The organism is Stenotrophomonas sp. YJH_SMC_91 (assembly GCF_059368495.1).
Window position 1 is genome coordinate 718,697 of the sequence record NZ_JCAFRT010000001.1, and the last position, 22,539, is coordinate 741,235.

Annotated in this window: 23 protein-coding genes; 6 read left to right on the forward strand and 17 right to left on the reverse strand. The window is 68.1% G+C overall.

Annotated elements, in window-relative coordinates:
- Complete coding sequence (locus AC5P5X_RS03195; RefSeq protein WP_065183463.1) at nt 1-1,590, reverse strand: cytochrome ubiquinol oxidase subunit I; 1,590 nt, start codon at nt 1,588-1,590, stop codon at nt 1-3.
- 228 nt (nt 1,591-1,818) lie between these two features.
- On the opposite strand from AC5P5X_RS03195, the gene cydD reads away from it, so the two are divergent.
- On the forward strand, nt 1,819-3,564 hold the full coding sequence (cydD, locus tag AC5P5X_RS03200) for a thiol reductant ABC exporter subunit CydD (RefSeq protein WP_043035342.1): 1,746 nt from the start codon (nt 1,819-1,821) through the stop codon (nt 3,562-3,564).
- Entirely contained in the window at nt 3,561-5,234 is a 1,674-nt protein-coding gene (gene cydC / locus AC5P5X_RS03205) for a thiol reductant ABC exporter subunit CydC (RefSeq protein WP_005413995.1), read from the forward strand. The genes cydD and cydC overlap by 4 nt, the downstream gene beginning before the upstream one ends.
- A gap of 92 nt (nt 5,235-5,326) precedes the next feature.
- Here the strand turns inward: cydC and AC5P5X_RS03210 are convergent, their stop codons facing one another.
- The 11 genes from AC5P5X_RS03210 to ccmA all read right to left on the reverse strand — a co-directional run bounded on the left by AC5P5X_RS03210 (nt 5,327) and on the right by ccmA (nt 13,928).
- Nucleotides 5,327-5,671 carry a DUF1294 domain-containing protein gene (locus AC5P5X_RS03210; RefSeq protein ID WP_043035340.1) on the reverse strand — a complete coding sequence of 115 codons (345 nt, stop codon included), beginning with the start codon at nt 5,669-5,671 and terminating at the stop codon, nt 5,327-5,329.
- Nucleotides 5,672-6,784 carry a homoserine O-acetyltransferase MetX gene (gene metX, locus AC5P5X_RS03215; protein ID WP_043035339.1) on the reverse strand — a complete coding sequence of 371 codons (1,113 nt, stop codon included), beginning with the start codon at nt 6,782-6,784 and terminating at the stop codon, nt 5,672-5,674.
- A gap of 148 nt (nt 6,785-6,932) precedes the next feature.
- Nucleotides 6,933-7,922: a tetratricopeptide repeat protein gene (locus tag AC5P5X_RS03220; protein WP_049459788.1), complete on the reverse strand. Its 990-nt coding sequence runs from the start codon at nt 7,920-7,922 to the stop codon at nt 6,933-6,935.
- Nucleotides 7,916-8,365: a cytochrome c-type biogenesis protein gene (locus tag AC5P5X_RS03225; protein WP_005413991.1), complete on the reverse strand. Its 450-nt coding sequence runs from the start codon at nt 8,363-8,365 to the stop codon at nt 7,916-7,918. Before AC5P5X_RS03225 ends, AC5P5X_RS03220 begins: the two co-directional genes overlap by 7 nt.
- A 4-nt stretch (nt 8,366-8,369) precedes the next feature.
- Nucleotides 8,370-8,987, reverse strand: coding sequence for a DsbE family thiol:disulfide interchange protein (locus AC5P5X_RS03230; RefSeq protein ID WP_005410345.1), 618 nt, complete (start codon nt 8,985-8,987; stop codon nt 8,370-8,372).
- An 8-nt stretch (nt 8,988-8,995) separates the two neighbouring features.
- A complete protein-coding gene (locus AC5P5X_RS03235; RefSeq protein WP_038645444.1) occupies nt 8,996-10,915 on the reverse strand; it encodes a heme lyase CcmF/NrfE family subunit in 1,920 nt (639 codons plus the stop codon).
- A complete protein-coding gene (gene ccmE, locus AC5P5X_RS03240; protein ID WP_005413989.1) occupies nt 10,916-11,377 on the reverse strand; it encodes a cytochrome c maturation protein CcmE in 462 nt (153 codons plus the stop codon). It abuts the gene before it with no gap.
- Complete coding sequence (gene ccmD, locus AC5P5X_RS03245; protein ID WP_005413988.1) at nt 11,374-11,562, reverse strand: heme exporter protein CcmD; 189 nt, start codon at nt 11,560-11,562, stop codon at nt 11,374-11,376. Before ccmD ends, ccmE begins: the two co-directional genes overlap by 4 nt.
- A complete protein-coding gene (ccmC, locus tag AC5P5X_RS03250) occupies nt 11,559-12,329 on the reverse strand; it encodes a heme ABC transporter permease CcmC (RefSeq protein WP_005410341.1) in 771 nt (256 codons plus the stop codon). Before ccmC ends, ccmD begins: the two co-directional genes overlap by 4 nt.
- A gap of 43 nt (nt 12,330-12,372) precedes the next feature.
- Nucleotides 12,373-13,068 carry a heme exporter protein CcmB gene (gene ccmB / locus AC5P5X_RS03255; protein WP_111188831.1) on the reverse strand — a complete coding sequence of 232 codons (696 nt, stop codon included), beginning with the start codon at nt 13,066-13,068 and terminating at the stop codon, nt 12,373-12,375.
- The gene (gene ccmA / locus AC5P5X_RS03260; protein ID WP_414486392.1) at nt 13,065-13,928 is read right to left on the reverse strand and encodes a heme ABC exporter ATP-binding protein CcmA; all 864 of its coding nucleotides are present in this window, start codon (nt 13,926-13,928) and stop codon (nt 13,065-13,067) included. Before ccmA ends, ccmB begins: the two co-directional genes overlap by 4 nt.
- Between ccmA and AC5P5X_RS03265 the strand changes: the two genes are divergently transcribed.
- The 3 genes from AC5P5X_RS03265 to AC5P5X_RS03275 all read left to right on the forward strand — a co-directional run bounded on the left by AC5P5X_RS03265 (nt 13,882) and on the right by AC5P5X_RS03275 (nt 16,388).
- Nucleotides 13,882-15,030 (forward strand): pyridoxal phosphate-dependent aminotransferase, encoded by a 1,149-nt coding sequence (locus AC5P5X_RS03265; RefSeq protein ID WP_005410338.1) that lies wholly within the window; start codon nt 13,882-13,884, stop codon nt 15,028-15,030. The genes ccmA and AC5P5X_RS03265 overlap by 47 nt on opposite strands.
- A gap of 13 nt (nt 15,031-15,043) precedes the next feature.
- Nucleotides 15,044-15,850 carry an amidohydrolase gene (locus AC5P5X_RS03270; RefSeq protein ID WP_111188830.1) on the forward strand — a complete coding sequence of 269 codons (807 nt, stop codon included), beginning with the start codon at nt 15,044-15,046 and terminating at the stop codon, nt 15,848-15,850.
- Between the two features lie 103 nt (nt 15,851-15,953).
- The gene (locus tag AC5P5X_RS03275; protein ID WP_005410336.1) at nt 15,954-16,388 is read left to right on the forward strand and encodes a hypothetical protein; all 435 of its coding nucleotides are present in this window, start codon (nt 15,954-15,956) and stop codon (nt 16,386-16,388) included.
- On the opposite strand, the gene AC5P5X_RS03280 is transcribed toward AC5P5X_RS03275, so the two are convergent.
- Both AC5P5X_RS03280 and AC5P5X_RS03285 read right to left on the reverse strand, forming a co-directional pair.
- Entirely contained in the window at nt 16,375-16,668 is a 294-nt protein-coding gene (locus AC5P5X_RS03280; protein ID WP_005413984.1) for a hypothetical protein, read from the reverse strand. The genes AC5P5X_RS03275 and AC5P5X_RS03280 overlap by 14 nt on opposite strands.
- A 95-nt stretch (nt 16,669-16,763) precedes the next feature.
- The gene (locus tag AC5P5X_RS03285; RefSeq protein ID WP_495215895.1) at nt 16,764-17,891 is read right to left on the reverse strand and encodes an MFS transporter; all 1,128 of its coding nucleotides are present in this window, start codon (nt 17,889-17,891) and stop codon (nt 16,764-16,766) included.
- 90 nt (nt 17,892-17,981) lie between these two features.
- On the opposite strand from AC5P5X_RS03285, the gene AC5P5X_RS03290 reads away from it, so the two are divergent.
- The gene (locus tag AC5P5X_RS03290) at nt 17,982-18,770 is read left to right on the forward strand and encodes an AraC family transcriptional regulator (RefSeq protein WP_012480810.1); all 789 of its coding nucleotides are present in this window, start codon (nt 17,982-17,984) and stop codon (nt 18,768-18,770) included.
- A 116-nt stretch (nt 18,771-18,886) separates the two neighbouring features.
- Here AC5P5X_RS03290 and AC5P5X_RS03295 read toward each other — a convergent pair whose 3' ends face one another.
- From AC5P5X_RS03295 to AC5P5X_RS03305, 3 genes are read right to left on the reverse strand one after another with little or no spacing between them, the layout of a single operon-like run.
- Entirely contained in the window at nt 18,887-20,515 is a 1,629-nt protein-coding gene (locus tag AC5P5X_RS03295; protein ID WP_005413982.1) for a pseudouridine synthase, read from the reverse strand.
- Entirely contained in the window at nt 20,508-21,383 is an 876-nt protein-coding gene (gene scpB, locus AC5P5X_RS03300; RefSeq protein WP_005410331.1) for an SMC-Scp complex subunit ScpB, read from the reverse strand. The genes AC5P5X_RS03295 and scpB overlap by 8 nt, the downstream gene beginning before the upstream one ends.
- Before the next feature lie 13 nt (nt 21,384-21,396).
- The gene (locus tag AC5P5X_RS03305) at nt 21,397-22,302 is read right to left on the reverse strand and encodes a segregation and condensation protein A (protein WP_005410330.1); all 906 of its coding nucleotides are present in this window, start codon (nt 22,300-22,302) and stop codon (nt 21,397-21,399) included.
- Nucleotides 22,303-22,539: the final 237 nt, after the last annotated feature.

A 22,539-nucleotide genomic window follows, 5' to 3' on the forward strand; every position in this document is an offset into this window, starting at 1 on the left:
TCAGGCCTGGCCGGCGGCCGGCGCCGAGGCATTGTGGGAAGCATGCGGCTGGGGCGACTGCAGTGACGGCAGCACCTCGTCCGGACCCTTGCGGATCGCCTTGAGCATCAGCTTGATCTCGACCACGATCAGCGCGGTGTAGATGGCGGTGAAGCCGGCCAGGGTCAGCACGATTTCATGCAGGGCCAGCCCCGATGCTGCATAGAAGGTCGGCAGCACGCCATCGACCGCCCACGGCTGGCGACCATACTCGGCCACGAACCAGCCGCACTCGATCGCGATCCACGGTGCCGGCAGCGTCCACAGGGCCAGCTTGAGGAACCAGCGCTTGTCCTGGAAATTGTTGCGGCAGGAGTAGTAGAAGGCCAGGGCGAAGAAAGCGATGAGGTAGAAGCCGAGGCCGGCCATCACGCGGAAGGTCCAGAACAACGGCATCACGCGCGGCACCGTGTCCATCGCCGCCTGCGAGATTTCCTGCGGGGTGGCGTTGAGGATGTCATCACGATAGCGCTTGAGCAGCAGGCCGTGGCCCAGGTCCTGCCAGTGACGGTCGAACATCTCGCGCGCTTCAACGTCGTTCTTGTTGGCGCGCAGGCGTTCCAATGCACCGTAGGCCAGCTGGCCGCCACGCACGCGGTGTTCGGCGCGCTCGACCAGTTCCAGGATGCCGGGAATCGGCTGGTTCAACGAGCGGGTGGCGATCAGGCCCATCAGGTAGGGGATCTTCACCGCGTAGTCGTTCTGGTGGGTCGCCTGGTTGGGGATGCCGAAGGCGGTGAAGTCGGCCGGCGCACGCTCGGTCTCCCACATCGCTTCGATCGCGGCCAGCTTCATCTTCTGGTGTTCGCTGGCGGCGTAACCGCTCTCGTCACCCAGCACGACCACCGACAGCGATGACAGCAGGCCGAACGCCGCGGCCACCGCAAACGAACGACGGGCCAGGTCCCTGTGCTTGTTGCGCAGCAGGAACAGCGCGCTGATCGCCATCACGAACACTGCACCGGTCACGTAGCCGGCGCTGACGGTGTGCACGAACTTGGCCTGCGCCACCGGGTTGAACACCACCGCCATGAAGTCGACCACTTCCATGCGCATGGTTTCCGGGTTGAACACCGCACCGGTCGGGTTCTGCATCCAGCCATTGGCCACCAGGATCCAGATCGCCGACAGGTTGGTCCCCAGCGCCATCAGCCAGGTCACCATCAGGTGCTTGACCTTGCTCAGGCGGTTCCAGCCGAAGAAGAACAGGCCGACGAAGGTCGCTTCCAGGAAGAACGCCATCAGGCCTTCGATGGCCAGTGGCGCACCGAAGATGTCACCCACGTAGTGGCTGTAGTAGGACCAGTTCATGCCGAACTGGAATTCCATGACGATGCCGGTGGCAACGCCCATGGCGAAGTTGATGCCGAACAGGACGCCCCAGAACAGGGTCATCCTGCGCCAGATCTCCTTGCCGGTCATCACATACACGCTCTCCATGATGGCCACCATGAAGGACAGGCCGAGGGTGAGCGGTACGAATAGGAAGTGGTACATCGCGGTCAGCGCGAATTGCAGCCGCGACAGTTCTACGACTGTCTGATCAATCATGGCCTGGCTACCTCGTTGGATAGTGCCGTTGCAGGTGGCGGGAAGGGTGGTCTACGACGTGAATGATGTGACCGACTACTTCAAACAGCCTTGATCCAGATCAATGTATGAACAGGTGCCCCGGTTGATCGTATGCCAACCTGATGAAGACTGCGACCGCCGGCCGCAGGGGCGGGCTATTGCCTGCGCCTACAATGCCGTGTCTCCTCCGTTGCCCGTGAAGACCTCTTGAGCGCTGCCGAAACGACCCCTGACGGCCTGTCCCCGGAAGCTGAAACCGCCCGCCAGCGGCGTGTGCGCACGGCCTGGCTGGCCGACCTGGCACGCTCCGCCCGGGGCCGCCAGCGCCTGGCCGCGCTGTGCATCAGCCTGTCCGGCGCACTGTTGATCGGCCAGGCTGCCGCCATCGCCTGGCTGGTACAGCAGGTGCTGGTGGAGCGCGTGCCGCTGGCCTCTGGCCTGCCGGTGCTGGCGGGATTGGCGGTGATCCTGGTGCTGCGCACCCTGCTGGGCAGCGCCACCCAGGCCGCCGCCGGTGACGTGGCCGACGCCGCACGCCTGGCATTGCGCGAACGCGTGTTCGCACGCCTGCTGGGCCACGGCCCACTGTGGCTGCGGCAGCGCCGCACCGGCGAACTGGGCGAACTGATGCTGCATCACGGTGATGCGATCGAGAGCTATTACAGCGGCTTCCTACCGGTGCGCACTGAAGTGGTGGTGGTGCCGCTGCTGATCCTGGCCGCTGTCGCCTGGGTCGACTGGGTGGTGGCGCTGATCCTGCTGTTCACTGCGCCGCTGGTGCCATTTTTCATGATGCTGGTGGGCTGGGGCGCCGAAGCGGCCGGCCGTGCGCAGCTGGGTGAGCTGGCACGCATGAGCGGCCATTTCGCCGACCGCATCAAGGGCCTGGGCCTGCTACGCCTGTATGGCCGCGGTGACGCCGAGCTGGAGGGTATCGAGGCTGCCGCTGAAGGCGTGCGCGTGCGCACGCTGAAGGTGCTGCGGATTGCCTTCCTGTCGTCCACGGTGCTGGAATTCTTCGCCTCGGTGAGCGTGGCGATGGTGGCGCTGTACCTGGGCCTGAGCTATCTGGGCATGATGTCGCTGCATGCAGCGGTGCCGACGCTGGGTGCGGGGCTGTTCTGCCTGCTGCTGGCACCGGAATTCTATGCGCCGCTGCGACGGCTGGCCGCGCACTACCATGATCGCGCCAATGCACTGGCCGCCGCCGCCGAAGTGGAGCGCCTGCTGCAGTCGCTGCCCGATGAGCAGGGCCTGGTCGAGAACGAGGTTGCACCGCTGGCGGTGGAGCCGGCCGAGGCCGCGTTGCCGCCGCTGCAGGCACAAGGGCTGGTGCTGCGCCCGCTGGGCGCGCCGCAGGATGTGCTGCGGGATCTGGACCTGCGGCTGGAGCCGGGCCAGCGCCTGGCCCTGGTTGGTCCCAGCGGTTCTGGTAAAAGCACCCTGCTGGAAGCGCTGGCCGGCTGGCTGCCGCCGCGCGCCGGCAAGCTGCAGCTGCGTCCCGGTGTGCAGGTGGCCTATGCCAGCCAGCGCCCCTACCTGTTCCACGGCAGCATCGCCGACAACCTGCGGCTGGCCGATCCGGGTGCCAGCGATGCGCGTCTTCGTGCGGTGGCCGAGGCCGCGCAGGTGCTGCAATTCGCACAGCGCCTGCCACAGGGCCTGGACACGGTGATCGGCGAACGTGGCTTCGGCCTGTCCGGCGGCGAAGCCCGTCGTATCGGCCTGGCCCGGTTGTTGCTGCGCGACCCGCAGGTCCTGTTGCTGGACGAACCCACCGCGTTTCTCGACGCCGATACCGAGGCCGCACTGCTGCGCAGCCTGGCTGCCTATGCGCGGGGTCGCAGTGTGGTGGTCGCCACCCACAGCCCGGCGGTGATCGCCTGGGCCGACCGCTGCCTGCTGCTGCCGGAAGGGCGCCTGGTCGAACCGGCACAGGCGGTGCGCGCATGAGCCGTTCGCCTGATTCGCTGCGCGCGGTGTTCCTGCGCCATCGGCCGCGCCTGCTGCTGACCGTGCTGCTGCTGTGGACCACCATGCTGGCCGGCACCGCATTGCTTGGCCTGTCCGGTGGCTTCCTCACCGCCGCCGCGTTGGCTGGTGCGGCCGGCCTCGGCCAAGGCTTCAACTTCTTCTCACCGTCCGCGGGCATACGCGGGCTGACGATGGCGCGCATCGTGTCGCGCTATTTCGAGAAGCTGGTCGGCCACGACGCCACGCTGCGCATCGCCCGCGACCTGCGCGTGTGGTTCTTCCGCCGCGCGTTGCCGCTGGCACCCGCACGGTTGGGGGCTACGCGCACCGGCGACCTTCTGGCGCGCCTGCTCGGCGACATCGGTGAAGTGGACGGCCTGCTGGTGCGTGCGATCGGGCCGCTGCTGGCGTTGGGCGGATTGTCGCTGGTCGCGATCGTTTCGGCAGCACTGATCCTGCCGTCGGCTGCGGTGCTGCTGGCGGTGCTGGCGCTGCTGATCGCCTTCGGCGTGCCGTGGCTGGGCGTGCGTGGCCATGACGACGAAGAGGCCGACCGTGCCGCGCATCGTGCCGCATTGCGTACCGCTGCATTCGAAGGGCTGGAAGGTGCGGGTGACCTGGCCGCGCTGCATGCCGATGCAGCGTGGCAGCTGAAGGTGCGCGTGGCAGCCAAGCAGCTGGCCTCGCGTGACCGCCGCCGCCGCTGGCGCCTGATCGCGGCCTCGACCCTGCATGGCCTGGTGGCCGGGCTGGGCCTGGTGGCGATGCTGGCGTTGGCCCTGCACGCGGCCGAGCAGCAGCGCATCGCACCGGAAATGGCCGCAGGTTTGGTGTTCCTCACCGTGGCGTTGATCGAGCTGTGGGCCGGCATGGGCCTGGCCTGGCAGTCGCTGCAGTCCGGGCGCATTGCCGCCGATCGCCTGCAGGCGATCGTCGAGCAACCGCCGACAGTGGACGATCCGCAGGCGCCACAGGTGGTGCCGCCGGCTGCGCGCGTGCATTGGGATGACGTGCATTTCCAGTGGCCGGGCGGCGCGCGGCCGGTGTTGTCCGGCCTGCAGCTGACCCTGGCGCCAGGCGAACGCATCGCCATCCGTGGAGACAGCGGCAGCGGCAAGACCACGCTGTCGAGCCTGCTGCTGCGGTTGTGGGATCCGCAGCAGGGGCGGCTGACCTACGGTGGCCGCGATCTGCGTGATTTCGCCCAGGCCGACTGGCACCGGCAACTGGCGTGGCTGCCGCAGAACGCGCCGGTGTTTGCCGGCAGCGTGGCCGAGAACCTGCGGTTGGGTGATCCCGATGCCAGCGACGCCGCCTTGTGGGCGGTGCTGCGCCGCGTGCGCCTGGGCGAATGGGCCGAGCGCAACGGCGGCCTGCAGGCCTGGGTGGGCGAGAACGGCGCGACGATGTCGGCCGGGCAGGCGCGGCGGTTGGCACTGGCGCGTGCGCTGCTGCGCAATGCGCCGATCCTGCTGCTGGACGAACCGACCGAAGGCCTGGACGTGGATACCGCACGCGCGCTGTTGCAGGACCTTTCCGGGTTGCTGGACGGGCGCAGCCTGTTGATGATCACCCACGACGACCTGCCCGAAGGCGTGGTCGATGCGCAGTACCGGTTGCGCGACGGGGCTCTGGTCCGCGAAGCGTGAACCGGTAGTGCCGGCCGCTGGCCGGCAACCTCATGGCGCCTGATACGGACACGGAATTGCCGGCCAGCGGCCGGCATTACCCATTCGAACGGTTACCGCGAGAACTCGCGCAGCATCACCGCGATCGAGGCCACGTTGGCCAGCACGCACAACCAGAACACCCACTGGAATGCGGCCTTGCGGTGCTTGTGTCGGAACAGCGCCTGGCCCAGCAGCGCGCCCGGCCAGCCACCGGCAAAGGCCAGCAGTTGCAGGGTGCGTTCGGGAATGCGCCATTGCTTTCGCTGCGCCGCGCGCTTGTCCTGGCCGTACAGCGCGAACGACACCGCGCTGGTCAGCATGCACCAGCCGCCCAGCCACAGCGGCAGCACACCGCTGACCATCAGCGCGATCAACGCGCCGAACGCGGCCAACGCGAGGTTACGCCGCCACGCCACTTACAGCGCGTCGAGGAAGCCGCGCACGGCGGGGCCGAAACGCTCGAAATCGACCAGGAAGGCGTCGTGACCCTGCGGTGACTCCAATCCGATGAAATGGGCGTCAGCGCCTCCGGCACGCAGGCCATCGGCGACCTGTTGCTGCTGCTGCACCGGGAACAGGATGTCGGTGTTGGCGCCGATGGCCAGCGCCTTCTCCACCCGGATCTTCGCCAGCCCGGCCAGCACATCGCCATCGGCATACTCGGCCAGGTCGAACCAGTCCATCGAGCGGCTCAGGTACAGATAGCAGTTGGGGTCGAAGAAACGCACGAAGCGCCGTGCGTGGCCTTCCAGGTAGCTTTCCACCTGGAATTCCAGACCGAACGGATCGTCGTCGGTCTGGTCCGAATCCAGCCGCACGCGGCCGAAGCGGCCATCCCATTCCAGTGCCGAGCGGTAGGTGATCACGCCCAGCTTGCGCGCCATGCGCATGCCGGACTCGGGATACGCGTCGTCGTCGTAGTGGCCACCATTCCAGCGTGGATCAAGGCGGATCGCTTCGCGCTGCAGCGAGCGGATCGCGATGGAGAACGGCAGCGCCTGCGCACTGCCGGAAATGTTGACGTGGCTGCGCGCGATGCCCGGGTGAAGCATCAGCACGGCCAGCGCGGTCATGCCGCCCATCGAATTGCCGACCACGCAGGCCAGCTGTTCGATGCCCAGGGCGCGCACGACTTCGATCGCGGCGCGCGCGCCGTCTTCGATCGACAGCTCGGGGAAGTCGAGACGATACGGTTGGCCGGTGGCCGGGTTGAGCGAGGCCGGACCGGTCGAGCCCTTGCAGCTGCCCAGCGAGTTCACGCAGACCACGAACCAGCGGTCGGTATCGATCGCCTTGCCGGGTCCGACCATGCCTTCCCACCAGCCCGCTGCCGGGTTGGCGTCGTTGGCTGCCGCATGTGCATCCGGCGAGAGGCCGGTCACGATCAGGATCGCGTTGCTGGCGTCGGCCGCCAGTGTTCCCCAGGTCTCATAGGCGACGCGCGCGCCGTGCAGGGCGCCGCCGCGCTTGAACGGGAAGGGCGAGGGCAGGGCGTGGAAGCGGGTGCCGGGCGGGATGAATTCGGTCATGCAGGCATTCTAGCGGGGCCGCATGTGGAGCTGGCGACACGCTGGTTTCCATCGGCGAGGCAGGTAGTGCCGCCCGCTGCCCGGCACCCTGGCAGGCGCATCACGATTCATGAGGTTGCCGGCCAGCGGCCGGCACTACCGCGGCGCGTTACGGGAAGCGCAGCTCCACAACACCGTCGTGGGGCAGGCTCACCTTCACCGGCACGCTCTGCAGGTCATCTTCGCTGCGGTTGGCGCTGCCGGTGCGCGAGATGCGTGCCAGCACTTCCACTTCGCGATGGGCCGACAGCGGTGCGGTTGGCATCGGGCTGTCAGCGTCACCCAGCCCGACCGTGGCCGGGAATCCGGCCAAGGGCAGCTTGCGTGCGGCCACCGGCATCGGCGGTCCACCCACGGCGCGGGCCAGCACGAATACCTGGGTGCTGGCCGGCCACTCGGTGCCCTTCAACGCAGGCAACTGCACGCGCACCTGCAACAGCGCCGGTGGCGCCGCAACGGCTGCATCGGACGGCTGACCGGCGGCTTCACGGGCGATGGCGATCTGCGCCTGCAGCGCCTGCGCGGCGCCGGGCTCAAGCCGTGGCAGCAGGCCGCTCCACACATCTGCGGCCTCGGCATTCTTTCCGCGCTGACGCAGGGCGATACCCAGCAGCCAGCTGGCACGCTCGGCATCGGGCGCCAGCGCACGCGCCTGCTGCAGCCAGGCCATCGCCGTGTCATCGAACTGCTTGCCGGCATCGGCCTGCGCACGTGCCTGCGCCGCCTCCACCAGCACGCCGGGGTCTTCCGGGGCGAGAGTGGCGGCCCGCGCGAACGCGTCCGCCGCGGCTGCGGCATTGCCCAGTTCGGCTTGCGACCGGCCCAGCAGCGCCCAGCCATCGGCCCGCTGTGGGTCACGCTTCAGTGCATCCTGCAGGGCCTGCACGCCATCGCGCAGGGTGGCTACCGAAGGCGTCGGTTGCACCTGTGCTGCACGCGGATCACCGACCAGCAGATACAGGCAGGCACCGGCCACGCCCAGTGCGAACACGCCGACCACGAAACCGCGGCGGCCAGAGTGGCGCAGCGGCCACAGCACCAGCGCTGCCATCAACGCAGCAACCAGACCGGCCAGCATCGGCAGCCAATGGCTCACCATCCGTCTCCTTCATCGGCCTTGCCGGCCGCTGCGGCGCCAACCGTACGGCCACGGCGGCGGACGATGCCCAGCACCACCAGAGCACCCGCACCGAGCATCAGCAGGGGACCGCCCCACAGCAGCCAGGTGCCCGGCTGCAACGGTGGCTGATAGAGCACGAACTCACCGTAGCGCGCGACCAGGAACTGCTTGATCTGCGCGTCGTCGTGGCCCTGCTGCATCAGCTGCAGCACCTCGCGGCGCAGGTCCTGCGCGATCTGCGCGTTGGAATCGGCCAGCGACTGGTTCTGGCACTGCACGCAGCGCAGCTGCGCGGCCAGGTCGTGGAAGCGGCGTTCTTCGGCGCCATCGCGGAACTGCAGCGGCTGCGGATCATGCAGCGGCTGCTGTGCCAGCGCGGCCAGCGGCAGCATCAGGAGCAGCAGCGCCAGCAGCCAGCGCATGGGCTCAGGGCGCCGTGTGCAACGTGCTGCCGGCATTGCCCTGGGCCTTCTCGATCTTCTCCAGCGCCGGGATCAGCTTCTCGTCGACCACGCGCTGGGTCATCGCACCGCTGTACTTCCAGCGCACGATGCCGCTGCCGTCGACAAGGAAGGTTTCCGGTGCGGCGGTCACGCCCCAGTCGATCGCGGTGCGGCCTTCCACGTCGCTGAGCACGACCATGAACGGGTTGCCCAGCTGTTCCAGCCAATGCAGGGCATCGGTCGGTTCATCCTTCCAGTTGTAGCCGATCACGCGCACGCGCTTGCTCTCGGCGAAACGGGTCAGCACCGGGTGTTCCTCGCGGCAGGCCGCGCACCAGCTGCCCCACACGTTCAACAGGTACGGCGCGCCACGCAGTTCGTCGCTGTGCACGATCATTTCCGGGTCGTGCAGCACCGGCAGCGCGAACGCTGGCGCCGGCTTGTCGATCAGCGCCGATGGCAGCACGTCGCGCTGCGGATCACCCGATTTCATAACCCCGTAGATCATCAGCCCGAGCAGGCCGAAGAAGAACAGCACGCCGATCACGATGGCTACCGGCGGCAGCGGGCGGGAGGGGCGCGGGGCGGGGGACTCGGACATGGAAACTCCTACGGACGACGGAAACGGCGGTCGGCGGCGGCGATGAATCCGCCCAGGGCCATCAACAGCGCGCCCAGCCAGATCCAGCGCACGAACGGCTTGATGTGCACCCGTACCGCCCATGCATTGTTGCCCAGCGGCTCGCCCAATGCCACGTAGACATCGCCGTCGAAGCGTGCATCGATGCCGGCCTCGGTCATCACCTGGCCGCCGCTGGCGTACTGGCGCTTCTCCGGGTGCAGCAGGGCCAGTTCGCGGCCGTCGCGGAACACCCGCAGGTGACCGCGGTCGGCGATGAAATTGGGGCCCTCGCGATGGTCCACGCCCTCGAAGCGCACTTCGTAGCGACCGACCACCAGCTGCTGACCCGGGGCCAGCGCCACTTCGCGCTGCACGTTCAAGGCTTCCACCAGCAGCGCGCCGGCCAGGAACACGGCGATGCCGGCGTGGGCAACGATCATGCCGAGCATTTCGGCGGTGAAGCGGCCGTTGCCGCGCAGTCGCTGCCAGACGAAGCGTGCGGTACCGAGTGCGACCCAGGCCGCAGCGGCCACGCCGATGCCGGCCTTCCAGCCGTTCTGCGGCGCCTGCCACCAGGCCAGCGCGCCCAGCAGCAGCGCCAGGCCCAGCCACGGTGCCAGCAGCGCGAAGGCGCGCGAGGGCTGGTCACGCTGCCATTTCACCAGTGGGCCGAACGGCAGCAGCAGGATCATTGGCGCCATCAGCAGCAGGAACAGGCTGCCGAAGTAGGGCGGGCCGACCGAGATCTTGCCCAGCGACAGCGCATCGGCCAGCAACGGATACAGCGTGCCGAGCAGCACCATCGCGCAGGCCGTGGCCAGCAGCAGGTTGTTGGCCAGCAGCAGGGTCTCGCGCGAGGTGGCAGTGAAGCCACGGCGCGGGTCGTCGGCGTCCACGCTCAGCTGGCTGGCGCGCAGCGCGTACAGCAGCAGGCTGCCACCAACCAGCACCGACAGGAACACCAGGATGAACAGGCCACGCGAGGGATCGGCGGCGAACGAATGCACGCTGGTCAGCACACCGGAGCGCACCAGGAAGGTGCCCAGCAGCGACAGCGCGAAGGCCGCGATCGCCAGCAGCAGGGTCCAACTGCCGAACGTGCCGCGCTTCTCAGTGACGGCCTGCGAATGGATCAGTGCCGCACCGACCAGCCATGGCATGAAGCTGGCGTTCTCCACCGGGTCCCAGAACCACCAGCCACCCCAGCCCAGCTCGTAGTAGGCCCACCAGCTGCCCAGCGCGATGCCCAGGGTCAGGAAGCCCCACGCGACGTTCGTCCACGGCCGCGTCCAGCGCAGCCAGCGCGCATCCACGCGACCTTCCAGCAGCGCCGCCACCGCGAATGCGAACGGAACGGCGAAACCCACGTAACCGATGTACAGCATCGGTGGATGGATGATCAGCCCCGGGTCCTGCAGCAGTGGGTTGAGATCGCGCCCTTCCAGCGGCGCCGGGTTCAGGCGCAGGAACGGGTTGGAAGTGAAGATCAGGAAGGCGAGGAAGCCGACGCTGACGATGCCCATCACCGCCAGTACGCGCGCCTGCACCGGTGCCGGCAGGTGCCGGGAGAACAGCGCCACCGCGCCGGTCCACAATGCCAGCACCAGCGCCCACATCAGCAGTGAGCCTTCATGCGCGCCCCAGACCGCCGAATAGCGGTAGATCATCGGCAGCAGCGAATTGGAGTTCTCGGCCACGTAGCGCACTGAGAAATCCTGCTGCACGAATGCGGCGGTCAGCACCGCGAACGCGCCGGCGAGCAGCAGCAGCTGCGCGAACGCGGCTGGCCGTGCGACCGCCATCCATGCCGTGTTGTTGCGATGTGCGCCGACCAGCGGCAGGCCGGCCTGCAGCAGCGAGGCCAGCAATGCGCACATCAGCAGGATCTGACCCAGTTCGGGCAGCACTCAGCGCACCTCGGGGGCTGTCACCGGCACATCGTGCTTGCGGTGGGCATCGCCCATCTTGTCGGCCACTTCCTTCGGCACGTACTTCTCATCGTGCTTGGCCAGCACTTCGTCGGCGACGAAGGTGCCGCCCTGCAGGCGGCCGCTGGCGACCACCGCCGTGCCTTCGGCGAACATGTCCGGCAGGATCCGCGAGGTGGTCACTGCCAGCTGCGCGTCGCCGTCGGTCACTTCGAAACGTGCTTCCAGCGAGCCGACCGGCCGATTGAAGGAGCCTTTCACCACCATGCCGCCCAAGCGGAAGCGCGACTGCGCATCGACATCACCGCGCAGCACTTCCGAAGGCGTGTACAGGTAGGCGATGTTGCGCTCCAGTGCCATCGCCACCAGCGCAGTGGCCAGCCCGGAGGCGAGCAGGGCCAGCAGCACCCATGCCAAGCGGCGACGCTGTACCGGGGTCATCGTTCCAGCTCCGTCGACAGCGGCACAGCTGCGTCCTGCCTGCCGGCGCGGGTCTGCTGCCGCTGCTGGCGGGCCAGTGCCAGCCGGCGTGCCACGCGCAGGCGCAGCCACGAACCGATGGCGTCGGCGCCGAGCACCAGCACGAACACGGCGTAGGCGCCGATCACATAGGGAAGGTGGGTCATGGCTGGGCCTCCCGGACCGGGCGTTCGGCACCGACGCGTCCACCGACCCAGGCCTTGCCGGCCTCGCGGTCGAGATTGTCGGCGCGCGCCTTGGCCAGCACCGAACCGGCGAACCAGAACTTGGTGCCGATCACCATCCACCACAGCGGCGCGATCATCGCGCTGCTGATCGCTGATTCACCGAACACGTTGATCGACTGGCGCTGATGCAGGCCGCCCCACCAGTCCACCGAATAGCGGATCACCGGCAGCAGGCTGACGCCGACGATGGCCAGCAGTCCCGCCGCACGTGCGGCGCTGCGGCGGTCCTCGATGGCGTGGTAGAGGCCGATCACGCCCAGGTACAGGAACAGCAGCACCAGCTCGCTGGTCATGCGCGGGTCCCAGTCCCACCAGGTGCCCCAGGTGCCCTTGCCCCAGATGCTGCCGGTCAGCAGGGTGATCAGGGTGAAACCGGCGCCCATCGGTGCACAGGCCATGGCCAGGATCTCGCAGACCTTGATCCGCCAGATCAGCGCGATGGCGGCATACAGCGCCATCAGCGCGAACACGAACAGGCTCATCCAGGCACTGGGCACGTGGATGTAAAGGATGCGGAAGCTGTCCAGCTGCTTGGCTTCCGGCGGCACCACCAGCAGCGCCTGCCACATGCCGACCAGCAGCACCGGCACCGCCGCGAGGTAGAACACCCGCGACCAGCGGGCAGCGAAACGGTCGAACGTGGGAGGCGAACCGAGTTGGTGGAACCAGCGGACAATCGGATTCATGCGTGGCGGCTATCCAGCAGGGGTGGATTGGCTCTCAGCTCGGTCAACTCAGAGAAATACGTATTGCAGCGGCAGTGGCCAGCGGAGCCAGCACCAGCGCGAGCAGCAGGCCAGCGCCCAGCATCAGCAGCGCACCGACCGGATCCTGCCCGCGTCCGGCTGCCGCCAGGCTGCCGGCGCCGAACACAAGCACCGGCACGTACAGCGGCAGCGACAGCAGCGCCACGAGAATACCAGAGCGTCGGATGCCAACGGTCAGTGCGGCGACCACGCCACCGATCAGGCTCAGCAACGGCGTTCCCAGCAGCAACGATGCCAGCAACATCGGCAGCTGGTCATGCGGCAGATGCAGCATTTCGGCCAACAGCGGGCTGACCACGATCAGCGGCAGCGCAGTGGTCGCCCAGTGCAGCAGCACGCGCACCAGCACCAGCCAGACCAGCGGCACCGGCGCCAGCAGCCACTGTTCCAGCGAGCCATCTTCGGCGTCGGAACGGAACAGTGAATCCAGCGACAGCTGTCCCGCCAGCAGCACGGCCAGCCACAGCACCGCGCCCGCGGTGGCGGCCAGCAGCTGTGGTTCGCGGCCTTGGGCCAGCGCGAACAGCACCACTACCAGCACCGCGAACAGCAGGGGTTGCAGCGCATCGCCGCGGCGGCGCCAGAGCAGGCGCAGGTCGCGCTTGAGCAGGGCGCCTGCGGTCTTCCACAGGCCTGGCTCGGTACCCGGCGCGATCATGCGGCACCGCCGAGGTCGAGCTGGCGGGTACGCACCGGCGGTGCGGCATAGGCGCCATGGGTGGTGACCAGCGCAGCGCCGCCGGCACGCAGGTGCGCCGAGATCATCCGGTTGACCAGGGTGATGCCCTCCAGGTCGAGGTTGGCATAGGGCTCGTCCAGCAGCCACAGCGGCGCCGGCGACAGCCAGATGCGTGCCAGTGCCAGCCGCCGCTTCTGCCCGGCGGACAGATGCCGAACGAGGGTGTCCTCATAACCGGCCAGGCCCACGATGGCCAGCGCGTTGCCGGGCATCTGCCGCGCACGCCGTCCATGCAGGCCGCACAGGAAGTGCAGGTTCTCCAGCGTGTCCAGGTCTGGCTTCAGGGCCGGCAGATGGCTGAGGTAGGCCACGTAGCGTGCACGTTCGGCATTGCTCGCCGGCTTGCCGTCGATCCGCACCTGGCCGGCGCCGGGCCGGGCCAGGCCGGCCAGCACGCGCAGCAGGGTGGTCTTGCCGGCGCCATTGCCGCCCTGCACCAGCAGGGCTTCGCCGGCGTCCACATGGAAGTCCAGCGGGCCGAACACCGGCTCGTCATTGCGGGAGAAGCTCAGGCCGCTGGCGGCCAGCAATGCAGGGGTGTTCAAGGGGCAGGGGTCTTCATGCCGGAGTGCGATGGCAATTGTAGCGGTGAATGCCGATGGTAGTGCCGGCCGCTGGCCGGCAGATGCGACCCGGCGCCGCAGATCGTCCCAGGAGTGCCGGCCAGCGGCCGGCACTACCGACGCGCGGATTGCGTAAACTCGCAGGCCTGTTCCCCCACAGCCCAGGCCGATGCAACCGAACACCAAGCTGCCCAAGGTCGGTACCACGATCTTCACCGTGATGTCCCAGCTCGCCGCCGAACACGGCGCAGTCAACCTGGGCCAGGGTTTCCCGGACTTTTCGGCGCCGCAGCGCCTGATCGACGAGACCGCCAGGGCGATGGCCGCCGGGCTGAACCAGTACCCGCCGATGACCGGCGTGGCGCCGCTGCGCCAGGCCATCGCGCAGAAGGCACTGGACTGCTACGGCGCGCAGGTCGATGCGGACAGCGAGATCACCGTCACCAGTGGCGGTACCGAGGCCATCTTCAACGCCATCCACGCCGTGGTGCGTGCCGGCGAGGAAGTGATCGTGCTCGACCCGGCGTATGACTGCTATGAACCGGCGATCGACCTGGCCGGTGCCAAGGCCGTGCATGTGTCGCTGGATCCGCAGACCTTCGCGGTCGACTGGGACCGCGTGCGTGCGGCGATCACCCCGCGCACCCGCATGCTGATCGTCAACACCCCGCACAACCCGTCCGGCGCGATGCTGTCGGCGCAGGACATGCAGGCACTGGCCGAGCTGCTGCGTGGCACGCAGATCTACCTGATCTCCGATGAGGTGTACGAACACATCATCTACGACGGCCGCCGCCATGAATCGGCGCTGCGCTACCCGGAACTGCGCGAGCGCGCGTTCGTCATCTCCAGCTTCGGCAAGACCTATCACTGCACCGGCTGGAAGATCGGCTATGCGATCGCACCGCCGGCACTGACCGCCGAGTTCCGCAAGGTGCACCAGTACAACACCTTCACCAGCTTCGGCCCGGCGCAGTACGGCTTCGCCGCGATGATCCGCGACGAACCCGAACACCACCTGGAGCTGGGCGCGTTCTACCAGGCCAAGCGCGACCGTTTCCGCGAGCAGCTGGCCGGCACCCGCCTGAAGGCGCTGCCGGTCCCCGGCGGCTACTTCCAGCTGGTCGACTACTCGGCCATCAGCGACCTGCCGGACCATGAGTTCGTGAAGTGGCTGACCATCGAGAAGGGCGTGACCGCGATCCCGCTGTCGCCGTTCTACGAAAACCCGCCGGCCGGCCAGCGCCTGGTGCGCCTGTGCTTTGCCAAGAATGAAGCAACGATGGACGCGGCGATCGAACGCCTGCGCCTGCTCTGAGCGAGGCTTGAACATGCAGGACCTGCGCATTTCCCTCGTCCAGGGCGACACCCGCTGGCACGATCCGGCCGGCAACCGCGCCTACTACGGTGCGCTGCTCGCACCGCTGGCCGGCACCACCGACCTGGTGATCCTGCCGGAGACCTTCACCAGTGGTTTCTCCAACGACGCCATTGCCCAGGCCGAAGGCATGGACGGCCCGACCGTGGCCTGGGTGCGCGAACAAGCCAGGACCTTGAACGCGGCGGTGATCGGCAGCGTGCAGCTGCGCGACGGCGAGGGCGTCTACAACCGCCTGCTGTTCGCCACGCCCGATGGCGACCTGCAGTACTACGACAAGCGCCACCTGTTCCGTTACGGCGGCGAGCACGAGCGCTATGCCGCCGGCCGTGAGCGCCTGAGCGTGGAATGGAAGGGCTGGCGGATCAATCCGCAGGTCTGCTACGACCTGCGTTTCCCGGTGTTCTGCCGCAACCGCTACAACGTGGAGCGTCCGCAGCAGCTGGATTTCGACCTGCAGATCTTCGTCGCCAACTGGCCGTCGGCACGCGCCTATGCGTGGAAGACGCTGCTGCGTGCACGTGCGATTGAAAACCTGTGCTTCGTGGCAGCGGTGAACCGCGTCGGTGTCGATGGCAACCAGCTGCACTACGCAGGCGACAGCGCGGTGCTGGATTTCCTCGGCCAGCCGCAGGTGGAGATCCGCGAACGCGAACAGGTGGTCACCACCACCATCTCGGCCGAGGCGCTGGCCGCACACCGCGCGCGTTTCCCGGCGATGCTCGATGCCGATGCCTTCCACCTGGACGAACAGGGCTGAGCACCGGCCTGAACACTGCTGCACCAGCGCGTGCGCCTGCATCCAACGTGCACGCGCGCGCTGCTAGATTCGCCGGCAGTCCGACCGAACTGGAAGTCCTGCCATGAACAAGCCCTTCGCCCTGCTGCTTGCCCTGTCTGCCGCATCGCTGGCCCCGGCCGCGCACGCCGCTGGCAACCTCGACTGCGAGCTGCGCTACAACCTCTCTGGCTGGTCGCTGATCTACAAGACTGCATCCGGCAATGGCACGGTCACCTGCAGCAATGGTGCCAGCATGCCGGTGCGCATCCAGATGAAGGGCGGCGGCCTGACCGTCGGCAAGTCGAAGATCACCAACGGACGTGGCAGCTTCACCGGCGCAGTCAGCGTCAACGAGCTGCTGGGTACTTACGCCTCGGTGGGCGCGCATGCCGGTGCGGTGAAGTCCAGCAACGCGCAGGTGATGACCAAGGGCGACATCTCGCTGGCCCTGTCCGGTACCGGCAAGGGCTGGGATCTGGGCGTGGACGGCACCGCGTTCACCCTCAGCCGGCGCTGAGGCGCGACGGCGCGGCAGTTCCCCAGCTGATGCGGATGTAGTGCTGTTCGGAATCGCTCAACAACCGTTCGACACCGAAACCATTCTTCAGCAGCTGTGCGACCACGTCTTCGACGAGCTGCTCGCTGGCCATCACCTGGCTGAAGCCGAACACGATGTAGCGGCGGCCATTTTCCGAGCCGATCTGGATGGCGTTGTCGAGATCGCGGTAGAACAGTTCGATCGGGCGCTTGGCGGCATCGACGTTGGCGCGGGCCTGTTCGGCGGTGATGGTGATCATGGGCATCTGCCTTGTGTGGGAGCGCGCGCACGATAGCCGGGGAATCAAAGCCGTTCCCGGAAGGCCAGCACAGTGCGCTGCTTTTGCAGCAATTCCTAGGCTGCAGCGGGACGCCGCCGTTGCAGCCACAAGGCCAGCAGGCCACACGCGATAACGGTCGGTGCCAGCATCTGCACTGCACCGACCAGCGCCATTGCCGCACCGATCAACAGGTAGTAGAGCAGGCCGAACAGCGCGCCTGCGCTGCCGAGACAGTGTGGATAGCCGCGCAGGGCCTGGCCGAGCACATTGGGAATGGCAAGGCCGAAGCCCGTCACCACCGGCACCATCGCCGCGATCAGGGCAGGGTGATCATGCAGCAGCGCGGCCAGCAGGCCTCCCGTCAGGACCAGTCCTGCGGCGATGCGGATGCGCGTGGTTGCGGCAACGCCTGCACGCAGCAGGCGGCCATTGCCCCACGCGCCCAGTGCCGAGCCCAGTGCCAGCACCGCGCCGCTGGCGCCGAACCAGGTGGCTGGCCAGTGCAGGCGCGCAAACACGAAGGGGCCGAGCACATACCAGCTGTACATCGCCACGTTGAAGGCCATCACCAGCAACGCGTGTGACCAGATCCAGCGATCGCGCAGCAGTTCCCGCAGCAGCGGCAGCATGGGCGCGTGCGGGATCTGTGCAGGGCGGCTTTCGCGCAGGCCCGCCAGGCATGCGACTGCCAGCAGGGCAGCGATCAGCAGCAGGCCGGACTGTACGCCGACATAGCCATGGGCGGCGACCAGCAGCGTGCCCAGTGCAAGGCCGATGGCCGGGCTCAGGGCCAGGGCCATGCCGATCCAGGAGAATGCCTGCGCCAACGCGGGTCCCTGCAGGTGGTCGCGTAGTACGGTCTGGGTTACCACCGAGGCCGCCGCCGCACCCAGCGCGGCCAGTGCCTGTGCCAGCAGGACCTGGCCGAAGGTGCTGGCCAGCAGGCAGCCGCAGGCGGCCAGTGCGAACACGGCCAGGCCGCATAGCAGGGCAGGGCGACGACCGATACGATCGGCCAGGCGCCCCCACAGCAGCACGCCTGCAGCGAAGCCGAACAGGTACAGGCTCATGGCCTGGCTGGCGGCACTCGGCGGCAGGGCGAAGCGTTCGGCCAGATCGGCCAGGGCCGGGCTGTACAGGGTCTGTGCCAACTGCGGGAACATCAGCAGTGCCATGGTGAGCAACAACAGGCGGCGCGACATGCGGGCGCTCCAGGAACAGGGCCCCGCATTGTGGTCGCGTCCGCAATGGCGCACTCTGTCTATCTTGTCATCGAATGTATGAAATCAGACATGGCCTGGTTGCAGCCGCACGCGCACTTCGACGCCGATGCCTGGAGCGCTCCGGTGCTGGGGATTGCAGCCTCACTGGCGGATCACGACTCGGGTTGGCACCAGCATGCACGCGCGCAGCTGCTGTACACCCGGCAGGGCTGCACGCGCCTGACCTACGGTGATCGCATCAGCCTGCTGCCGCCCGCGCGCGCCGCGTGGATTCCGGGTGGGCTGCGCCATCGCGCGCAGATGCGCCAGGCGGTCGACTACCGTTCGTTGTACTTCGACGCCACGCTGTCGGCCCAACTGCCCCGGCAGCCGGCGATCATCGGCGTGGGGCCGCTGCTGCAGGCCTTGCTGGAGCCGATCGCGCAGGCGCCGTTCGACCATGACTGGCAGTCGCCGCGCGCACGCCATCAACTGGCGTTGTGCGTGCTGGAGATCGCTGCTGCACCGGTGGCACCGATGGACCTGCCTCTGCCTCGTGATCCGCGGATCGCACGGTGCCTCCCGGTGGCCGAGCAGCTGCCGCCCGAACTGGGGGAGCTGGCCGCGCGCACGGGCCTGAGCGCGCGTACCGTCGGCCGGTTGATGCAGCGTGATACCGGCATGAGCTACCAGGCCTGGCGCCAGCAATGGCGACTGATGCGGGCCATGGAGTTGCTGCTGCTGGGCCAACGCGTGGCGCACGTGGCGCAGGACACCGGCTTCTCCGCCGAGAGCCCGTTCATCGCCTTCTTCCGCGGCATGACCGGCACCACACCCGCCGCGTTCCAGCGCCACGCAAAAGGGGACGGAGGGGATTAAGTCGCTTTCGCCCCTTTGATACAGGCCGTGGCAAAAACGACTTAATCCCCTCCGTCCCCTTTTCAACGAAAAACCCCGGCCTGCGCCGGGGTTTTTCATTTCAGGCGTGCCGGTGATCAGCCGCCGCGCGGGCCGCTGCGGCGCGGGCCGCCCGGACCGCGGTTGCCGCCGGGGCCACCCGGGCCACGGTTGCCACCCGGACCGCCGGGGCCGCGATTGCCGCCCGGACCACGGTTGCCACCACCCGGCCCGCGACCGCCCGGACGGGCGCCCTGCGCCGGCTTCGGGCTGCCATACGGGTTGAAGCCCGGCGTGGCGTGGTCGGACGGGAAGCTCGGGGCATTGCCCGGATGACCATACGGGTGCTTGTTGCCCTGGCCCTGCGAGCGGTTGCCGGCACCGGCCGGACGACCCTGGCCGCCTGCGCCGCCACGGCCTTCACCGCCGAAACCGCCACGGCCCTGTCCGCCACCGGCGCCCGGACCCTTCGGCTTGCCGTACGGACGGCCCTGGCCGCCTGCGCCCGGACCACGGGCACCCGGGCCGCGCGCGCCCGGACCGGCATTGCGATGGCCGCTCGGGCCCGTGCTCACGCCATCCGGCACGTACCAGGTGCGGAACGCGGCCGGGTTGCCTTCCGGCAGCGAACGGTCATTCTTCTGGGTGCGCTGCTTGAACGGCTTCTGCGACTGCTTGGCTGCTGCTTCACCGCTGACCGTCAGGCCACCCTTGAAACCGCCGCCCTTGCCGCCGCGGCCACGGCCGCGGTCTTCGCGGACGTTGTCGAAGCGACGCAGCTCGCGGCCTTCGTCTGCGGTGTTATGGCCGTTGACGTAGGCATTGCCACGGCCACCTTCGCGCACGCGCACGGTGGTCTTGGCGGCGCGGCGCTGGCCGATCACCGGCTGCAGGGTCAGAGCCGACGGCGCGCCTTCTTCCAGCTTCAGCTGCGCACGCAGGGCTTCAACCTGGGCGGTGCCCAGTTCCACCGAATGGCCACGGGCCAGTTCGCGCGGCAGGCTCACCTTGCCGTAGCGGGTGCGCTTCAGGCGGCTGACCTGGCAGCCCTGCGACTCCCACAGGCGGCGCACTTCGCGGTTGCGGCCTTCCTTCACCACGACGCGGAACCAGTCGTGCGAGTCGGTGCCGCCGATGCGTTCGATCTCGTCGAACTTGGCCGGGCCGTCTTCCAGTGCCACGCCGCGTGCGAGGCGGTCGACGATGGCGTCGGAGACCTTCTCCTCGCCTTCCGGGGCGCGCACGCGCACCACGTACTCGCGCTCGACCTCGAACGACGGGTGCATCATGGCGTTGGCCAGTTCACCGTCGGTGGTGGCCAGCAGCAGGCCGGTGGTGTTGATGTCCAGGCGGCCGATGGCGATCCAGCGCGCGCCCTTCAGCGGCGGCAGCGATTCGAACACGGTCGGGCGGCCTTCGGGGTCTTCGCGGGTGGTCACTTCGCCTTCCGGCTTGTTGTAGACCAGCACGCGCGACGGTTCGGCCAGGGCGGTGGCGACGAAGCCGCGGCCATCCAGCTCGATCTTGTCGCCGCTCTTGACCGACATGCCGGTCTGCGCGACTTCACCGTTGACCTTGACCAGGCCTTCGGCGATGCGCTGTTCCAGCGCGCGGCGCGAACCCAGGCCGGCCTGGGCCAGCACCTTGTGCAGGCGCTCTTCCAGCTTGAACTGTTCGGAGGTGGCTTCGCGCTTGAGCGAGAGCTTGTTACGGGGGGTGTCACTCATCAGTTTTGCTCCGGCCGACGGTTTCGGGGTCGGCCTCTGGTTCGGAATCGGCTTGGTCAACAGCCACGGTCGTCATCGCGACGGCGTTGTCTTCGCGTTCGTTCAGGGGCACCGCGCGCTCGCCCGGCGCGGAATCGGGGTGCCCATCATCAAGGGGCGAAGGTGCTTGCTCATCGGAAGCCGACGCAGACGCTGCGTCGGCGGAATCGGGGGTGTCGCTGCCGGCCAGGCCGGCGTCATCGTTGGCAGCAGCGCCATCGGCGCCAGCCGAAATGTCCGGACCCTCGGCACTGGCGGCGGCCGGTGCGTCGCGGTCCAGGGCCAGCTGGGGTTCCAGCTCGCCCAGGTCCTTCAGTTCCGACAGCGGCGGCAACTCGTCCAGGCGCTTCAGGCCGAAGTAGTCCAGGAAGCCCTTGGTGGTGCCGAACAGGGCAGGCTTGCCGGGCACGTCGCGGTGGCCGACCACGCGGATCCACTCGCGTTCCTCCAGCGCCTGGATGATGTTGCTGCTGACCGCCACGCCGCGCACCTGCTCGATCTCGCCACGGGTGATCGGCTGCCGGTAGGCGATCAGCGCCAGGGTTTCCAGGGTGGCACGGGTATAGCGGGTCTTGCGTTCGGTCCACAGCCGGCTGATCCAGCCATGCACTTCGCCGGTCACCTGGTAGCGGAAGCCGGAGGCGACCTCGACCAGTTCCACGCCACGGCCTTCGCAGGCTTCGCGCAGGCGCTCAAGCGCACGTTCGATGCTGCCCGGCGGTGCCGGCTCCTCTTCCGGGAACAGGTCTTTCAGCTGGGCCAGGGTGAGCGGCTGGCTGGAGGCCAGCAGGGCACCCTCGACAATGCGGTTGATCAGCGTTTGGTCCATCGGCAGTCAGCGCTCACTCGTTCTCGTTGGCGGCGTCGTTGTCGTCGAACTCGCTGCTGAACTGCAGCGGGGCATTGGTGTTGCCGGCGGCCAGGGACTTCACGTAGATCGGCGCCAGCGGCTCTTCCTGGACGATGTCCAGCAGCTGTTCCTTGGCCAGTTCCAGCACCGCCAGGAACGTGACCAGCACGCCCAGCTTGCCTTCTTCTGCAGTGAACAGCCCTTCAAAACGGTAGAACTTGCCATCTTCAAGCCGGCCCAGCACTTCGCCCATGCGTTGCCGCACGCTCAGCGCCTCGCGCTTGATGGCGTGGCCACTGAACAGCTCGGCGCGCTTGAGCACGTCGTGCAGGGCCAGCAGCATTTCCTTCAGGTCCACCGGCGGCGGCAGCTTCACCGCAGCACGTTCGGGCATGAAGGCGTGTGCCACCGTGGTGTCGCGGTCCTGGCGGGGCAGGGCGTCGATGTCCTCGGCGGCCTGCTTGAAGCGTTCGTACTCCTGCAGGCGGCGCACCAGTTCGGCGCGCGGGTCGGCCTCATCGCCTTCCTCGCTGACCGGGCGCGGCAGCAGCATGCGCGACTTCACCTCGGCCAGGATCGCGGCCATGACCAGGTACTCGGCGGCCAGCTCGAAGCGCAGCTCGCGCATCACGGTGATGTACTCCACGTACTGCCGGGTGATCTCGGCCACGGGAATGTCCAGTACGTCCAGGTTCTGGCGGCGGATCAGGTACAACAGCAGGTCCAGCGGGCCTTCGAAGGCATCCAGGATGACTTCCAGCGCGTCCGGCGGGATGTACAGGTCCTGCGGAATCTGCAGGACCGGTTGCCCATGCACCACGGCCAGCGGCATTTCCTGCTGCTGGGGGGCGGGCGGCCGGGTTGGCGGGTTCGCGTCGAGCGCGAGTTCGGAAGTCATCTAATGGACATCAGGATTGCATCGGACCAGTCGCGGCAGCGGGTTCACCGGGCCAACGCCACGGCGCCCCACGGCACCAGACACGCCGGGATCGGCGCGATTCCACACATATCAAACAGCAGGACGCGCCGCAGTAAACGGCAGCGACGGAACTACGGGGAGGTCGTCTACGTGGCCCGGCCAGGTGGTCCGGTTCGAAGCAGCGGGACGGTCGTCGGGGGCTGCGTTGGCCTCAGA

Coding starts and splice junctions, on each gene's coding strand:
- AC5P5X_RS03195 (WP_065183463.1), bottom strand. CDS start 1,590: ATGATTGATCAGACAGTCGTAGAACTGTCGCGGCTGCAATTCGCGCTG.
- cydC (WP_005413995.1), top strand. CDS start 3,561: ATGAGCCGTTCGCCTGATTCGCTGCGCGCGGTGTTCCTGCGCCATCGG.
- metX (WP_043035339.1), bottom strand. CDS start 6,784: ATGACCGAATTCATCCCGCCCGGCACCCGCTTCCACGCCCTGCCCTCG.
- AC5P5X_RS03220 (WP_049459788.1), bottom strand. CDS start 7,922: ATGGTGAGCCATTGGCTGCCGATGCTGGCCGGTCTGGTTGCTGCGTTG.
- AC5P5X_RS03225 (WP_005413991.1), bottom strand. CDS start 8,365: ATGCGCTGGCTGCTGGCGCTGCTGCTCCTGATGCTGCCGCTGGCCGCG.
- AC5P5X_RS03230 (WP_005410345.1), bottom strand. CDS start 8,987: ATGTCCGAGTCCCCCGCCCCGCGCCCCTCCCGCCCGCTGCCGCCGGTA.
- ccmE (WP_005413989.1), bottom strand. CDS start 11,377: ATGACCCCGGTACAGCGTCGCCGCTTGGCATGGGTGCTGCTGGCCCTG.
- ccmD (WP_005413988.1), bottom strand. CDS start 11,562: ATGACCCACCTTCCCTATGTGATCGGCGCCTACGCCGTGTTCGTGCTG.
- ccmC (WP_005410341.1), bottom strand. CDS start 12,329: ATGAATCCGATTGTCCGCTGGTTCCACCAACTCGGTTCGCCTCCCACG.
- ccmB (WP_111188831.1), bottom strand. CDS start 13,068: ATGATCGCGCCGGGTACCGAGCCAGGCCTGTGGAAGACCGCAGGCGCC.
- AC5P5X_RS03265 (WP_005410338.1), top strand. CDS start 13,882: ATGCAACCGAACACCAAGCTGCCCAAGGTCGGTACCACGATCTTCACC.
- AC5P5X_RS03270 (WP_111188830.1), top strand. CDS start 15,044: ATGCAGGACCTGCGCATTTCCCTCGTCCAGGGCGACACCCGCTGGCAC.
- AC5P5X_RS03275 (WP_005410336.1), top strand. CDS start 15,954: ATGAACAAGCCCTTCGCCCTGCTGCTTGCCCTGTCTGCCGCATCGCTG.
- AC5P5X_RS03280 (WP_005413984.1), bottom strand. CDS start 16,668: ATGATCACCATCACCGCCGAACAGGCCCGCGCCAACGTCGATGCCGCC.
- AC5P5X_RS03285 (WP_495215895.1), bottom strand. CDS start 17,891: ATGTCGCGCCGCCTGTTGTTGCTCACCATGGCACTGCTGATGTTCCCG.
- AC5P5X_RS03290 (WP_012480810.1), top strand. CDS start 17,982: ATGGCCTGGTTGCAGCCGCACGCGCACTTCGACGCCGATGCCTGGAGC.
- AC5P5X_RS03295 (WP_005413982.1), bottom strand. CDS start 20,515: ATGAGTGACACCCCCCGTAACAAGCTCTCGCTCAAGCGCGAAGCCACC.
- scpB (WP_005410331.1), bottom strand. CDS start 21,383: ATGGACCAAACGCTGATCAACCGCATTGTCGAGGGTGCCCTGCTGGCC.
- AC5P5X_RS03305 (WP_005410330.1), bottom strand. CDS start 22,302: ATGACTTCCGAACTCGCGCTCGACGCGAACCCGCCAACCCGGCCGCCC.